This is a genomic window from Vibrio rumoiensis, assembly GCF_002218045.2.
Lineage (GTDB): Bacteria > Pseudomonadota > Gammaproteobacteria > Enterobacterales > Vibrionaceae > Vibrio > Vibrio rumoiensis.
On record NZ_AP018687.1, the window covers coordinates 39,337 to 54,047 of the forward strand.

Sequence of the window (14,711 nt, forward strand, 5' to 3'; positions counted from 1 at the left end):
TTAGTTTGTGCTAGGAGGATTGGACAAAGTTGCCAGCATGTATTTTTGCTTGCGGATGTTGTCCAGTAGGTTGTTATATTTCTCAATTTGGCTCGCTAGGTCGCCATACTGAGAGGCAAGGATTGTGTACTCGCCACGGATTTGCTGTTGTGATTGAGAGAGAAGATCTAGAGCCTCTTTTTTATAGGGTGAGTTGCTGTTTGCCATTGCAATACGAGCGGCACGGAAAAACTCTTCCGAAAAGCTATACATCATTGCCAGAGCAATTGCTCCTGATGACTCCGTGGCGAAAAGGTTAGCTCCGTCTTGCGAAAGGACAGACAAGTTACGGACAATGGTGCCTATGCCTCCTGGAAGATTAGATACAAAGGCTTTTTCCGGGTCAGTCAAGGTTCCTGAGTTGGTTGCGTATTTGTAGATAACTCCCGGAGTAGAGCTGGTTCCTAGCAGCATATCCGTGATCTGGTTCTTAATCCCTTTGAGCGCGACCGTTTTATTGGAGGTTCCGGCATTCAAACAATTGGTCGTATCGCTATCACAAGAGTAAATCTCAACAGAGCCACCTGAAATCAAGTCTGAAAGGGTAATCTTGTTGCCAGGTAGCGTCGTCAGAGGAGTAGTTTTTGCGCCAGTTCCGGTTGAGCTAGGGTCGTTGACAAGATCACCAATGATTACCGTGCCAGTTAAAGACATGATCGCTTCAAGCAGAGTGTTATCCCCGTACTGGAACCAGGTGTTTGCGTTGTTGCCCTTTAGTTGCTTCCAAACAATGTTGCCAATCATTTTGTTGTATTCATCAGGCTTGTTGGCTTTTAGTTCTTCCAGAGGGCTCTTACCGCTGGTTTCCTGTTTGGACCCGAAAAAGTCTTCATACAAGCCGGAAGTTGTGGCGGTGATAGAAGCATCGGTTTTGTGCTTAACGTCCATACTGCTGGTTAGGTCGTTTACGATCCCTTGCGCTAGTTGGCAGGAATTTCCTAGATGTTGGTTGAGTGCTTGCACCTTCTTTTGGAAGTTCTCTATCCATTTAGCCCCATCAGGGAAAACGTTATCCAGTGCAAGCTGGAAGGCATAGCCTTTGGCATTTGCTGCGACAGCACGAAGAAGCTGGACGATTTGATCGGCATTAATAAATGAAAGTGACCCACCGAATAGGTCCACACCACCACAACCTGCTTTCCATGATGGAGGTGCAAAACTCACCAAATTCTCGTCAAAGATACGAGTCTTGGCAGTGAATCGCCCACCAGCTAACACACCGCGCCGCTGGCTTTCATAAACACCAGGCGGTGTTGTATTACTCATTTCATTGAACAGCTTGTCCATCTGAGATTGTAGGCCGTTAGATGCCATAGCTCCTGTTGGAGCAATAAAGAGACTGGTCGCCACACTTAGGGCAATCAGGCTCCTTTTTAATGTCTTGTGCGTGACCATTTTAGTTCTCCTGTAATTTGTCCCGGATGTACTTCATTAGTTGTTCCGGTGGTACGAAGTTGTCTTTGTCTCCGCTCGCTTGTGATAGCTGTTGGAGGTCAGACCCCAACTCTGGTGATGCCAAGCGTTCGGCTATGTTGTTTTCTAGGTTGAGCACCGGACGAGTACGGTTGAACTCTTCGTCTGATACCCAGCCGTTGCGTTTAGCTGCGACCAAAATCCGGTGGTTCAGCTCAGGAAGTGACATTGGTCCTTGTCCTATCGGGGCGAATTGACCATCCGGAGACGCTAGGTAAACAGCAGGGAAAGTTACGATGCCAAGTTGTTTGGCATGGCCTTCATCGGTTTTGTAATTAGGAAAGATTCCACTGGGGAGAGGTTTACCATCCATAGACACAGGGATAATCGAGAAGCCTTCTCCTTGTTCAAGCATTTTGATGAGCGGAGCTTGTAATTCGCTGTAGTCGTCATCTGACTTGTAGAAGAAGAATATCCCCACACGGTCGGCAACACTTTTGAGCAGCATATTTTTGGCGTTGCCAGCATCTCGATCCACCTGCTGTGAAGCAAACGTGGCCGCTGGGCGTCTGGTTATCTCATCCAAAAAGGGATCACCCACAACAGCAAGCTCTGTTGCATCAGAAAATTGCTCTGAGCGGTCTATTGCAAATCTTTGCAAGTAGAGGAACGTCCTGACGTTTTCAACAGTCGGGTCGTTCCAAGCTAGATCTTTGTACTTGGGTAAGTTCTCTCGGAACCATTTTGCCGAAAACATTTCTGGACCGCTCGGCTGTGGATCGGTAGGCTTCGACGGCGCTGGCTTCGCTTCTGCCACCGGCTTCGGTTTAGGCTTTTCGGGTTTCTTCTCTGGTTCTTTTGGCTCTTCTTTGTACCAGAACCAACCCTCTTCTTTTCGCTCATAAAAACCTGAGCTAGTGCTATCTTGAGCCCAAGCCTGGTGTGATGCCCCCAGCGTGAGCGATGCTAGGAGCAGTAAGTTCAAAGGTGATTTTTTCATAGTCTCACGCACGTATTTTCCCATGTTGGTTATGGTAGAGGTGGGCGGCGTGAAATTAGGCAGGTGTAAGCGCCCATTTAGGGCGCTTAGAGCGTTTTATTTGTCAACTTTCACATGTGAAAGAATTGACCAAGCTATTTGGACGTGTCCTCTTCAACTTCTTTGGCCTCAGCAGCCATCTTTATCTGCTTTTCGACTAATCGCTTTTGGGTAATGTAGCGGATAACCATCTCTACAGCGCTGTTCAAGGCGAGGATACGCATCGCCCTGGTGGAGGCGACGTAGAGCAAGTTTATTTCGTCATCACGAGCCATAGGGTCGAGTTCAGGGTCAAGGACATCAGGAAAGTCGTCATAGAGCTGAACAAAGTCCCATTCAAGCCCTTTGCAGCGATGGGCAGTCGAAACCGTAATATCGGCACCAAACTCTTCTTTGACTGTATTTCGTCGAAGAACAGTGAGTCGCTCAGGTATTTCATCGTAGCTGTTGATGATTTTGACAGCTCTCATCATCTCGGGGTCTTTTGTCGCTTTGGCTACTTCTTGATACTCAAAGTAGTCTTCATATTCATCAAGCAGTTTCTTATTTTTGACCCGTTCAGGTTCAGCCATCGAGAACCAATACAAGTCCTGGAGCTCGTTAATCTGGTAAGCGTCAATTCCACCCACCCAGAAAACTTGTGAACCTGCTTCGGTAGCAGATAGAGCAGTTTCAATGACACCCATTACGGTTCGGTGAAGTATTGCTCGATGGCCTACATCGCCTGGTAAAAACATAACTACCTGATCTGCTGGCCCCCGGCCAATGACTGGGCGAGTTTCACCTTTGAGTTCAAGAAGAGCGTTTGCCACAAGCGACACGTTGGGACCAAAGCGGAAGCTATGAGTGAGATAGAGTTGATCGGCGTTCATAAGCTCTTTGCTATCAAGAGCGTTGTTTGCTCCTCTGAACCTATAGATCTGCTGGTGGCGGTCTCCAACCAATATTACCTTGCAGTTCTGCTGCAAAACGATACTGCTTGTGACAGGGTTTGCGTCCTGAGCTTCGTCAAAAAGAATAGTCGTGTACCGGCGAGAAAGATTTGGCATACCTAGTTGATACTGCTTTAGGTAGCAGTCGTGGACAGTAGGGAACGGATCTTCGGCGTTGGTCATGCGCTTCCATATAAGCTCAGCACCCTCAATCACTTGTATTTGGTATCTCTCCTGTTTGGATGTAAGCAACTTGCCAGTGTCAGCACGAGCAAAATGAGTATAAAGAATCCGCGTGTCAGCGCTGCACATAAAGGCGTTGAGCGTGTCAATAATGTCTTTGGCAAAGGTCCAGTTCTTCGTATTTACCGCTTGCGCTATATCGGTAAGTCTTAGGTTGCCGGTGAGTTTATGCTGATAGCTTCTTCCAATAGTGGCGTATGCAAGCTGATGGGATGTTTTGCAGTCCACGTTTGCAGGAAACTTCTCTCTGGCCTCGTCGCGGATGGCTCGGTTGTATGCCAAATAGAGGATTCTGGAATTGAGGTTGTTGTGGGCATATTTAACCAACGTAGTTGTTTTACCCGTACCAGCGTAAGCCTTAACGACAAGTCGAGGCCCTTTATACTGAGTGATCAGTGATTGTTCGGGTGTATCAGGAGGTAGTTGCTTCATGAAACCTCCTACGCCAAACACATCTGAAAAGTGATGCGTTTCCTTTGTGTTGAGATGAAGGTGCTGACCCGTTTTTCTTCTCGGGGGAGTGATACTTCACAATCCAGATCTGTCCACCAGTCTGGGGCGTTACCCTGGGCCACTTCTGCAACCCAGACATGCAGCCGGTGTAACCAGCCATCGTCACCAATAGACGCAGAGGCTAGTTTCATAGCCTCCTCGATATTGGCTTGAAGAGCAGCCGCTCTGCTTCGCCACTCTTCTGAATATTTAGCCTTACGCGCCATCAGTTTTCCTCTTTCTTTTTCCCTCCCTTGCCAGCTTTAACGAGTTCTAACTCTAACCCCGAAATTTTGGTCAGCGCCTCATTGAGTCTCTGTTCAAGGTTCCTGGTCTGCTGGTCTTTTTCCTGTAACTGACCAGCAATAACGCCTTTGTCTTGAACAAGAGAGCGAGCTTCCGCTTCGGCGCTAGAGAGTTTAGATTCCAGCTTTTGGACATCACCAGATAGACGCTGGCACTCTCGTTCTAAGGATTCGCCATGAGCTTTGGCTGTGGCGAGGGAGTCCTGTGATTGGGCCAATTTGGCCTGTGTATTTTCGAGCTGCTCTTTTAACGCTTTATTTTGCTCGTGAGCTGCCCGGAGTTTTTCAGTCTGCTCTATACTTTTGCCTTTTTGAGCAGCTAACTCACCCTCTGTAGTTGCCAATTTTTGGCTCAAAGAGCGATTTTCGATTTCAGCTTGCTCTAAGTGGTCCTGAGCTCGGGTAAGTTCGGTGGATTTCGCTTCCAACTTTCCTTCCAAATCCATGATCCGCTTTTCTAGTTTTTCTATGTCAGTTAGAGAGCGTTCTAACTCCGCAGATTTGAGTGATAACGAGCTCTCAGTTTTAGCAAGAGCAGCATCACTTTCTGCTTTTTTGTTGGTTATAGCCTCAAGCTGCTCTTCCAAAAGCTCAGATTTTTCTGTGGCATCATTAGCCATATCCACGGCTTGCTGCATGTCTTCTTGGAACTCAATCTCTTTTTGGCGCAGAAGCTCTCGCTCGCGTTCAAGCTGATCATCAGCACTGGCTTTTGCAACAGTGTATATTTTCTGGAGAAAGAGCTGAGCATCACTCATAACCGATTCAGGTAGAATCACTTCTACGGGTTCATCATCGAGAGAATGTTCCTCTGACCACTGTTTTAGAAATGTTGATATGGTGGTGTAGCTTCCCTTGCCAATCAGATCTCTGACCGCGATGAGAGTTGGACGTTTACCTGCGTCTTTGAGCCGCTGTGCCGCTGCTGCTACATCGTCGTACTCAACTAATTTTCTAGCCATAATAACGTTCCTTTTTCTCTCGGTAATTACGATAATTACCGTAATATGATAATTATCGTAATTATATATTAAAGCAAGATAGGGGTCGTCTCAGAAAACGGGAAAAATAGCACGCTAAGGCGCGCGACGGCTTTTACCTAGCAGCAGTGCAAGTCTGCACCTGCGAGGCATGACATGCAGGAGGGCGCTATCGACCCTAAGCAGTCATGCGACCCTATAGGCCGACCTGTGATCGGGGTCCGTTTCTTCCACCTCACTATCGTTTTCAGGTTGATTTCATGGCGCGCAGAAAGCGTTGACTATTTTGTATTGATCGACGGACAACCTTTGTCGTTGTGGCACTTCCGTGCAGAATCTGGCCCATAGTGCTTCCTTCTATTCAAGGTAAAAGATTGCACCATCAAAACTTGCGATCAAACACCTAGTGTCCTGTCCCACTGATACGTGAGCAAAGTCGATGCAGCTTCTCAAGAATCGAATCGGCGGTGGCAGTCCAGCGGAAGGGTTGGCAGTGGGTGTTGTGGTGGGTGACGAACTGGTGAATGCGGCTGACGAGCTGCTTGACGCTGGTGAACGAGCCGCGCCGTATGGCCTTGTCGGTGATCAGCGCGAAGAAGCGTTCGACCTGGTTCAGCCAAGAACTGTAGGTTGGCACGAAGTGCATGTGCCAGCGCGGGCGGCCCGCCAACCAGGCCTTGACCTTCGGATGGCTGTGCGTGGCGTAGTTGTCGACGATGCAATGAACGTCCAATTCAGCCGGCACGGCCTTGTCGATCTCGCGCAGGAACGACAGGAATTCCTGATGGCGATGACGCGGCTTGCAAGCGGCCAGCACCGCGCCGTTGAGCACATTCAGGGCCGCGAACAGCGTGGTTGTGCCGTGGCGCTTGTAATCGTGAGTGACGCCTTCGACGTAGCCCAGGCCCATGGGCAACATCGGCTGCGTCCGCTCCAGCGCCTGGCATTGACTCTTCTCATCCACGCACAGCACCAGTGCGTTCTCGGGCGGGCTCAGATACAGGCCCACCACGTCGCGCAGTTTCTCCACGAAGAACGGGTCGTTGGACAGCTTGAAGCTCTCGGTGCGATGCGGCTGAAGCCCAAAGAGCTGGAAGTAGCGCTGCACGCTGCTCTTGGAGATGCCAGTCTCAGCGGCCACCGATCGCACGCTCCAGTGCGTCGCGCCGTCGGCCGGCTTGGTGTGCAGCGTCGTCTTGATCAGGCTGGCCACGCGCTCGTCGTCGATGCTGCGCGGCGGGCCGGGACGCATGTCGTCGTAAAGCCCCGCAATGCGGCGCTCGATGAAACGAGCGCGCCACTTGCCCACTGTGGCCTTGGTCAGTTGCAGGCGCTCGGCGATCGAGCTGTTGGCTTCGCCGTCAGACTAGTCTATAATTGTTGATGGCCCCACAACCAATTAGGAGAAATTTATGAGCGACGACACCAAAAAGTGCCCCGTAACCCACATGACTACTGACTTCGGCGCCCCCGTGGTCACTAACCGCGACAGCCTCACTGCAGGTCCTCGCGGCCCCTTATTGGCTCAGGATGTCTGGCTGAATGAAAAGCTGGCCGGTTTTGTGCGCGAGGTCATCCCAGAGCGCCGCATGCACGCCAAGGGATCGGGTGCCTTCGGCACATTCACGGTCACGCACGACATCACCAAGTACACCCGCGCTAAGATTTTCAGCGAGGTAGGAAAGAAGACGGAGATGTTTGCCCGCTTCACTACGGTAGCTGGGGAGCGCGGTGCGGCCGATGCCGAGCGCGATATCCGTGGTTTTGCTCTGAAGTTCTATACCGAAGAGGGAAACTGGGACATGGTGGGCAATAACACTCCGGTGTTCTTCATCCGCGATCCTCGCCAGTTCCCTGATCTGAATAAGGCCGTCAAACGCGACCCTCGCACAAACTTGCGCAGCGCCACCAACAATTGGGATTACTGGACGCTTCTGCCCGAAGCTCTGCACCAAGTCACTGTCGTCATGAGCGATCGCGGCATCCCTGCCAGCTACCGTCATATGCACGGTTTCAGCTCGCACACCTACAGCCTCTGGAACCAGGCCGGCGAGCGTTTCTGGGTCAAGATGCATTTCCGGACCCAGCAGGGCATCAAGAACCTTACCGATGCAGAGGCCGGCGAATTGGTCGCCCAGGATCGTGAAAGCCATCAGCGCGATCTGTATGAAGCCATCGAACGTGGCGAATATCCCAAGTGGACGATGTTTATTCAGGTCATGCCAGAGGCTGATGCGGAGAAGTACGCCTTGCATCCGTTCGATCTGACCAAGGTCTGGTACAAGGGCGACTATCCGCTCATCGAAGTTGGTGAGTTCGAGCTGAACAAAAACTCCGAGAACTTTTTCGCCGACGTTGAACAGGTGGCCTTTTCCCCTAGCAATCTGGTACCTGGTATCGGTGTCAGTCCGGACCGTATGCTGCAAGCACGCCTTTTCAACTACGCCGATGCTCAGCGCTATCGACTGGGCGTAAATTACCACCAGATCCCTGTCAATCAGGCTCGCTGCCCAGTGCACAGCAACCACCGCGATGGTCAGGGGCGGGTCGATGGCAACTATGGTGCTTTGCCGCACTACGAACCCAACAGCTTTGGCCAATGGCAGGGCCAGCCGCAGTTCTCGGAGCCGCCGCTCAAGCTCACCGGCAATGCAGCCCACTGGAGCTACGACAAAGATGACCACAACTACTTCGAGCAACCTGGCAAGTTGTTCCGTCTAATGAACGACGGTCAGAAGGAAGCGCTTTTTGGCAACACCGGCAGAGCCATGGGCGACGCTCCAGAGTTCATCAAGTTCCGTCACATCCGCAATTGCCACGCCGCAGACCCTGCATACGGTGCAGGCGTAGCCAAGGCCCTGGGCATCAACCTTGAAAAGGCACTGGCCTCAAAAAAGGATGACCCTATGTACGGAAACCCACTGGTCGCCCTGCCTGCGTAGTAAAAGCGCCGGAAGTATGAAAAAGAGCCTTGGTAGACGCCAAGGCTCTTTTCTCACACCGTCAACTAAGTCAGGTTCTTCAGTCATTGGCAAGCAACCTCATCTGGTCAGATCGATGTCGACTTGCTAGGGAGTCACGTAGTCTTGTAGCCCCTTCAACAGTGCATCAAATGTCACCTTGCAGCTCGGGTTATTGCGCAGATCTTCGTGCATGGTGAGCCAGGTCTCCAGGCTCAGCGGAATGCTGCCAGGCAATATGTTCACCAGATTCAGGTCGCGCGCCGCTATATGCATTTGGCACACGCCAATACCGCAGCCAGCTCGGATCAGCGCAATCTGTGCCATGTCGTTGTCGGTACGCACCGCAAAGTTTTCGCGGTTCCAGATTGGGAATGCCTTGCGTGCGGCACGCACGAACGGCGTCTCTTCATCAAAGCCAATCAGCGCGTGCTGAGCCAGATCAGCCAGAGAGCTGGGAGTCCCGTGCTTGTCCAGATAGCGTTTGTGCGCATGAAAGCCAAGTGGCATCACTCCAACGCATCGGGCAATTAGTTGCTCCTGTCTGGGCTGTGTCATGCGCACGGCGATGTCGGCTTCGCGCTGCAGGAGGTCCTGCACCCTGTTGGTCAGCACCAGTTCTACCGTCAGGTCCGGGTGTGTGTCCTGCAGTTTCGCCAGGATAGGTGGTAATACCTCTTGCCCTATCACCTCGCTGGCCGTAACTCGCACTGTGCCTTGGATACCTGAGCCTTGGCTTTCGGCCGCGCGCTTCAGCGCAGCGGCAGCGCTGTACATGGTCAGGGCAAACGGCTGCAGCGCTAGCGCCGCCTCGGTGGGTAGTAGCCCCGTTTGCGAACGGGTAAACAGCGTCGTAAGCGTCCGGCAATCCCATCTTGAGATAGACCCAGTGTCGAGGCATCGTGTGCACGATGAACATCACGCACACTATGGCGAACGACACGATCGCCCAGCGCCCCAAGCGGCACTACTACTCCCCGGAACTTAAAGGCCAGATCGTGGCCGAATGCCAGGTCTCCGGCGCGTCAGTGGCCGGCGTAGCGCTTGCACACGGAATCAACGCCAACATCGTTCATCGCTGGATGCGCGAGCAAGCAGACTCCCTGTTGCCAGCGCCCCGGAATGAGTTCGTTGCGCTGAATCTGCCTCCACCAGTTGAACAGCTCCCAGCAACCGAGACCAGCTCGCCGCCCGTGTCGCGTGCGATTCGCGTTGATGTTCGGCGCAGCGCCAGCGTAGTCACCGTGAACTGGCCCCTGGAAGATGCAGCGTCATGTGCAGCGTGGCTGCGCGACTGGCTCCGATGATCCGCATTGATGCGCTGTGGCTCTCCACCGAGCCGCTGGACATGCGAGCAGGCACCGAGACGGCGCTCGCCCGGGTAGTGGCTGTCTTTGGCGCAGCGCGCCCACACCACGCCTATCTGTTCGCCAATCGACGAGCCAACCGCATGAAGGTGCTGGTGCACGACGGCATCGGTGTCTGGCTGGCGGCCCGGCGCCTGAATAGCGGCAAGTTCGTCTGGCCGCGCGATGCCGCCACCACCGCCACACTCAGCCGAACGCAGTTCGATGCGCTCGTGCTGGGCCTGCCCTGGAAGAACGTCGGCGAGGCTGGAGTCATCACTGTACTTTGAGTGCTCCGGTCGTTGGCCAGGCAATCAGCGCTTGCACCGATGCGCGAATGTGATGTTAGCCGCATCATCTTCTCCCGTGATCACCGCAGACCACCTTGACACCCTGGAGCCGCAGCAGATGCGAGCGGCCCTGCTGTCGTTGATGGGTGAGCTGGCCGAGCGAGACGGCGTGATCGCACGCCAGGGCCAAGAGGCGGTCTTCAAGCAGGCGCAGATCGACAAGCTCACGCACGAGAACGCACTGCTCAAGCGCATGAAGTTCGCCGCACAGTCGGAGCGCTTCAGCGCCGAGCAGAAGAGCCTGCTCGATGAATCGCTGGATGAGGACCTGCAGGCGGTGGCCGATGAGATCGAGCAGGCCACGCCGCCAGTGGCAGGCCGCCAAGACAAGCAAGTCCCCAAACGCGCACCCCTGCCGGCCAACCTGTCGCGGCGCGAGATCCGCCACGAGCCCGAGTCCACCACCTGCGCCTGCGGTTGCCAGATGAAGCGCATCGGCGAGGACGTGGCCGAGAAGCTGGACTACGCGCCCGGCGTGTTCACGGTGGAGCGCCACATCCGGGGCAAGTGGGCCTGTGCCCAGTGCGAGACGATTCACCAGGTGCCTGTCGATCCTCACATCATCGACAAAGGCATCCCTACCACTGGGCTACTGGCGCAAGTGCTGGTGGCCAAGTACGCCGACCACCTGCCGCTGTACCGCCAGGAAGCGATCTTCGGCCGCGCCGGCCTAGCCATCCCCCGCTCCACGCTGGCGCAATGGGTGGGCTCGTGTGGCGTGCAGTTGCAGCCACTGGTTGACGCCATGAGGACAGAGGCTAAATTTGCCCAACGCGCCAAAAATGTAAAGTTAGCTTTAAATTCTAAAATCACTCACTTGAATTCTCGTTCTCAATCAGCGCTTGCTTCCAATATTCTGGTTCAGCATATCGAGCAACCAATGCATCGATATCTATTTTTGAGGTTGATGGACTAAACTCAAAATTGCCATACATATTGATGTGCTGCCATGCAACGGGCGAAATACTGTGAAGCTGAGCCAGTGCATTTTGATCTCCTACTGTTTGCTTCTGTTCATAGACACGAGATAGCAGCACTGTGTTGTAGTAAATGACCGCGTTGGTGATGAGCCGAGAGCATTCATTCCATATTTGCTGCTCCTCTTCTGTTTTTACTCTGAATTTTCCACCGTTAACAAATGCAACTGCTCGTCTAAGACGATGATAGGCTTCGCCACGATTTAATGCTTTTTGTACACATTGACGTAAGCCAACATCGTCGACAAAGTCGAGAATGTATAGCGTTCGGCATATGTTTTCCAACTCCCATAATGCTTTCTTGGTCTGATTCTGACGCGAATAGCTCGAGAGTTTGCGAACAATCGTGGCTTGAGTAACATCTTTTTGAGCTAGCGATGCCATGATCCGTTGAATATTGGGCCATTCACGTTCAATCAATTCATCGTTGGTTTTTCGGGCAGGCTTTATTAGCCAGTCACCACACTCATTGGGATGTTGTGAGCCGACTAACGTATCCATTTTCTTATGCAAATCACGATAACGAGGTGCAAAATGATATCCAAATGCATGCAAAATCCAAAAATTAACCTGATTGGTGCCATGGGTGTCAGTGGAATGCCGTTCTGGCTTTATATCAGAGGTATTGTTATGCAATAAATCGAAAACGTAATGGCTTTCATGTTCGTGAGTCCCAATAATCTTTGCATTTATAGGAACATGATTTGCAACCAACGTGTAGGCGCTGACACCTTTCTGTAAACCAAAATACTTGGGAGAATATCGAGCGTTAAGGGTGTTAATTTGCGTTTCTATCCGCTGACCATCGCTACTTGAATGAAGTGTGTCCTGAATATCATAGAGATGAAATGCGGGTAGCTGGCTGGTCGCATTACTAATCGCATCATTAGCCGCTCGTAATGTCTCCAAGCGTAGATAATTTCTTGATGTCCCCGCCATTGATGCTGAGCTAAGGCCTGAAACCTCAGCCATTTTTGCTAACCCCATGTTTGTTCCCATCGCAACAATACAGGCGAAAATTTCACGGGGATCAGCTTCATGCTTTACATAACGATCTAATACATGGGTAAATGCATTTAAAAATCCAGTATTACCCGCAACAAACCACAGTAGATCCGCAATACCAATTCCTGGTAACTGGCTGTAAAAATCGCTATTAACGGATTCATCACTGCTCGGATAAAGCAGCTTCCAACGACGCTTTTCGGCAGCCCCAATTACTTTAATATGTTTGTTGACCCCATCAGAAATATGTTGGTTAATCGCACTATAACGTGCTGCTAGCATAGTATGAAATACAGCCAGAGTATCTTGGATAGGGGCCAATAAAATGGGTGCACCAATATCTTGCAATACTCGTTCTTTATCCTGCCATCTAAGATCGCTTATTAAGTCATCTTCAAAGCGGCGAAATTCATTACTATGTTTAACGTACACATCACCCGCTTCCAGTGAGTTGCGTAGTAGGCGATAGACCAAAAACTCATAGCGATCTACATCAAGCGTTTTAAATGTTTTGCCCTCTTTACTAAACAAATATCGGCGTAAACCTTTAGGAATAATCTCAGTCGGAAATGAATTAGGGTCAGTTTGCCTTGGTGATTTTTCTGTGCGCAATAAGTTTTGTAAAAACGCGATAGCTTCAAGCAAAGGAGAGTCTTCTACACGTCCGGCAAAATCCAGATCAGTAAAAAGTTGCCTTAAGTTACGTTTGAATGTGGCGGATAATTTTGTGTAATGTGACCATTCAAATGCCGTTTTGTCGAAAGCAATATTGCGTAAGTAATCAGCAACTAATGGGAATCTCTCTTGTTCAAGCAATGCATAGGCTTTTTCTTTAATAATGGAAAAAGGTGTGTCATCGGTGATGGTGTCATCCGTAAACAGGCTCAATACATGACCCGCAGCCTGTAAATTTTTCGCTGCATTGGTAACCGCATTATTCATTGCTTCTTCAGCGGCACGCTTGGCCTGTTTCTCGTATTGATCGACCCAATGGAGCAATGCTTCAATTAAGTTGTCATTAATTTGCTGAAACCGATGAAAAGCAAAAAACAGCAGATATAACTGTGCAGTCTCTTTTTTCATGCGTTGAAGTTTATAAGTGGTATAAAACTTAACCATAGAAGCATAATACTTGCCGCTTTCATTGGAGATCCCCGCTGTTATGAGGAACTGCTTGGCAAACTCATGTAGAGGCTGGAAAAACTGCCGCCGTGCGACTTCATGTCGCAATTCTTTATAACTGAAATCTTTAGCTTCATGTTTTAATGCGCTGACGCGAAATACTCCTGACTCAGCCCGAAGCAAAGCCGCTAATTGCTGATCGATAAGTGAAGTCATGCAAGTGCTAAGTAATCGAGCAATACGGGTGCGTTCATAAGCCACCACTCTACCAATCATCTCTTGCATATACCGATAACTGGGCATGACAATACGGTGTAATGCTAAGTATTGGGTTAATTCACGAAAGATAAAGATAGGTTGTGTCGATAACATCGCAACCCGCTGTGCTTTATCTTCCAAATCAACTTTTACCTCATTATCACATTGTTTATACTGGAATAAATCAAGAATTGCTCGTTGTTGTTCAGCCCTAATCGGTCTTGAGGGACTTTTCAGTCTTGAAAGCGTTTTGGTGGGAAAGTACAGCGCGGCAATGTAATCCAAGTCATTTAGTACTGACGATTCTTGTTCATAACTGAAAAACTGCCGTTTGGCTTTGAAATAGCCCAGTTGCAATACTAAATGGGCTGCCACAGAAAACGTTCGGGTATTGTCGAATAGCTCGCGCTCTTTAGCACTTAAGTCAAAATATAATCGACGATCATCATCTGAGAAATGAGGTAATCCAAACAGTTCATCTATTTCATCAGTTGACAAAATAGATAGCCGCCGAACATCATTTTTCATGGTGCCCTCCCTATTTCACTACATCAAATAATTTCCCGCTCCGCGAGATGTGCAAGTGGAACCATACTTTTATGTAAGATCCCAAATACAACGAATTGATGCTCATGTTGGATGTAATAGATGACATGACTTGAATAAGGGAAGCTAAACACATTCATGCGTACCTCGGGTCTATTTTTCCCAAGGGTGGGTGTTTCAGCCAGCAGTTGAATCGTTTGTCTAAGTCCTGATAAATAGGTCTTCGACTGAGTCGTTCCCCATTGGGCTAACGTAAAGCGGTGAATACCTATCAGATCAGATTGTGCATCGGGCGTTAAATGATAAGTTACCGGCATTAGTCATACTGCCCTGCGGCCAGCTCATCAAAAAAGGTATTACCATCAACCAAATTGCCCATTTTGATGTCAGTTATGGCTTTCACCGCTTTGGATTGAAGCAAATGTAATTTTAGTGTCTCGATACTTTGGTATGCATCAGCTGAAATAACAACGGCCACAGGCTTGCCATTTTTATTAATTTGGATTGGAGCTTGTTGAGCTTTGAGCAACAAATCTCCAAAGTGAATTTTTGCTTCATTGGCTGAAAGAGTGTTCATTTATCACCTTTAAACGAATCGTTCGATTCGCTCAATTTACACCAGTTGGGCGATAAAAGTCAAAAATGCACCCTATCAAAATGTATACTATTTGATAGCTCTGGTTATTACCTATCAAAACTACTAT

Annotated in this window: 11 protein-coding genes and 4 pseudogenes; 4 read left to right on the plus strand and 11 right to left on the minus strand. The window is 50.2% G+C overall.

Features of this window, described 5'->3' with window-relative positions; translation table 11 throughout:
• From VRUMOI_RS18050 to VRUMOI_RS18075, 7 genes and pseudogenes are all read right to left on the minus strand, one after another.
• Entirely contained in the window at nucleotides 1–1,434 is a 1,434-nt protein-coding gene (locus VRUMOI_RS18050) for a conjugal transfer protein TraH (RefSeq protein ID WP_022635567.1), read from the minus strand.
• Nucleotide 1,435: 1 nt separating this feature from the next.
• Nucleotides 1,436–2,476, minus strand: a complete 1,041-nt coding sequence (gene traF, locus VRUMOI_RS18055; protein WP_071681576.1) for a conjugal transfer protein TraF — start codon at nucleotides 2,474–2,476, stop codon at nucleotides 1,436–1,438.
• Nucleotides 2,477–2,586: 110 nt separating this feature from the next.
• Entirely contained in the window at nucleotides 2,587–4,098 is a 1,512-nt protein-coding gene (locus VRUMOI_RS18060; RefSeq protein ID WP_071681578.1) for a UvrD-helicase domain-containing protein, read from the minus strand.
• 8 nt (nucleotides 4,099–4,106) lie between these two features.
• Nucleotides 4,107–4,385: a hypothetical protein gene (locus tag VRUMOI_RS18065; protein WP_071681580.1), complete on the minus strand. Its 279-nt coding sequence runs from the start codon at nucleotides 4,383–4,385 to the stop codon at nucleotides 4,107–4,109.
• Entirely contained in the window at nucleotides 4,385–5,425 is a 1,041-nt protein-coding gene (locus VRUMOI_RS18070) for a DNA-binding protein (RefSeq protein ID WP_022635565.1), read from the minus strand. The genes VRUMOI_RS18065 and VRUMOI_RS18070 overlap by 1 nt, the downstream gene beginning before the upstream one ends.
• A 239-nt stretch (nucleotides 5,426–5,664) precedes the next feature.
• Nucleotides 5,665–5,789, minus strand: a pseudogene (locus tag VRUMOI_RS19555) (IS481 family transposase); the annotation flags it as partial.
• 57 nt (nucleotides 5,790–5,846) lie between these two features.
• Nucleotides 5,847–6,803 (minus strand): annotated as a pseudogene (locus tag VRUMOI_RS18075) (IS630 family transposase); the annotation flags it as partial.
• Nucleotides 6,804–6,855: 52 nt separating this feature from the next.
• Here VRUMOI_RS18075 and VRUMOI_RS18080 point away from each other — a divergent pair.
• On the plus strand, nucleotides 6,856–8,385 hold the full coding sequence (locus VRUMOI_RS18080; RefSeq protein ID WP_055396461.1) for a catalase: 1,530 nt from the start codon (nucleotides 6,856–6,858) through the stop codon (nucleotides 8,383–8,385).
• 126 nt (nucleotides 8,386–8,511) lie between these two features.
• On the opposite strand, the pseudogene VRUMOI_RS18085 reads toward VRUMOI_RS18080, so the two are convergent.
• Nucleotides 8,512–9,252, minus strand: a pseudogene (locus tag VRUMOI_RS18085) (LysR substrate-binding domain-containing protein); the annotation flags it as partial.
• Nucleotides 9,253–9,314: 62 nt separating this feature from the next.
• Between VRUMOI_RS18085 and tnpA the strand changes: the two are divergent.
• The 3 genes and pseudogenes from tnpA to VRUMOI_RS18100 form a co-directional block, all read left to right on the plus strand.
• The gene (tnpA, locus tag VRUMOI_RS18090; RefSeq protein WP_006217728.1) at nucleotides 9,315–9,710 is read left to right on the plus strand and encodes an IS66-like element accessory protein TnpA; all 396 of its coding nucleotides are present in this window, start codon (nucleotides 9,315–9,317) and stop codon (nucleotides 9,708–9,710) included.
• Nucleotides 9,707–10,039, plus strand: coding sequence for an IS66 family insertion sequence element accessory protein TnpB (tnpB, locus tag VRUMOI_RS18095; protein ID WP_003121550.1), 333 nt, complete (start codon nucleotides 9,707–9,709; stop codon nucleotides 10,037–10,039). The genes tnpA and tnpB overlap by 4 nt, the downstream gene beginning before the upstream one ends.
• Nucleotides 10,040–10,115: 76 nt before the next feature.
• A pseudogene (locus VRUMOI_RS18100) lies at nucleotides 10,116–10,850 on the plus strand (transposase); the annotation flags it as partial.
• 58 nt (nucleotides 10,851–10,908) lie between these two features.
• On the opposite strand, the gene VRUMOI_RS18105 reads toward VRUMOI_RS18100, so the two are convergent.
• The 3 genes from VRUMOI_RS18105 to VRUMOI_RS18115 are packed head-to-tail and all read right to left on the minus strand — an operon-like array spanning nucleotide 10,909 to nucleotide 14,584.
• Nucleotides 10,909–13,989, minus strand: a complete 3,081-nt coding sequence (locus VRUMOI_RS18105; protein WP_011787830.1) for a Tn3 family transposase — start codon at nucleotides 13,987–13,989, stop codon at nucleotides 10,909–10,911.
• A gap of 23 nt (nucleotides 13,990–14,012) precedes the next feature.
• Entirely contained in the window at nucleotides 14,013–14,324 is a 312-nt protein-coding gene (locus tag VRUMOI_RS18110) for a type II toxin-antitoxin system RelE/ParE family toxin (protein WP_011918375.1), read from the minus strand.
• Entirely contained in the window at nucleotides 14,324–14,584 is a 261-nt protein-coding gene (locus tag VRUMOI_RS18115; RefSeq protein ID WP_011787805.1) for a type II toxin-antitoxin system Phd/YefM family antitoxin, read from the minus strand. Before VRUMOI_RS18115 ends, VRUMOI_RS18110 begins: the two co-directional genes overlap by 1 nt.
• Between the last annotated feature and the right edge of the window lie 127 nt (nucleotides 14,585–14,711).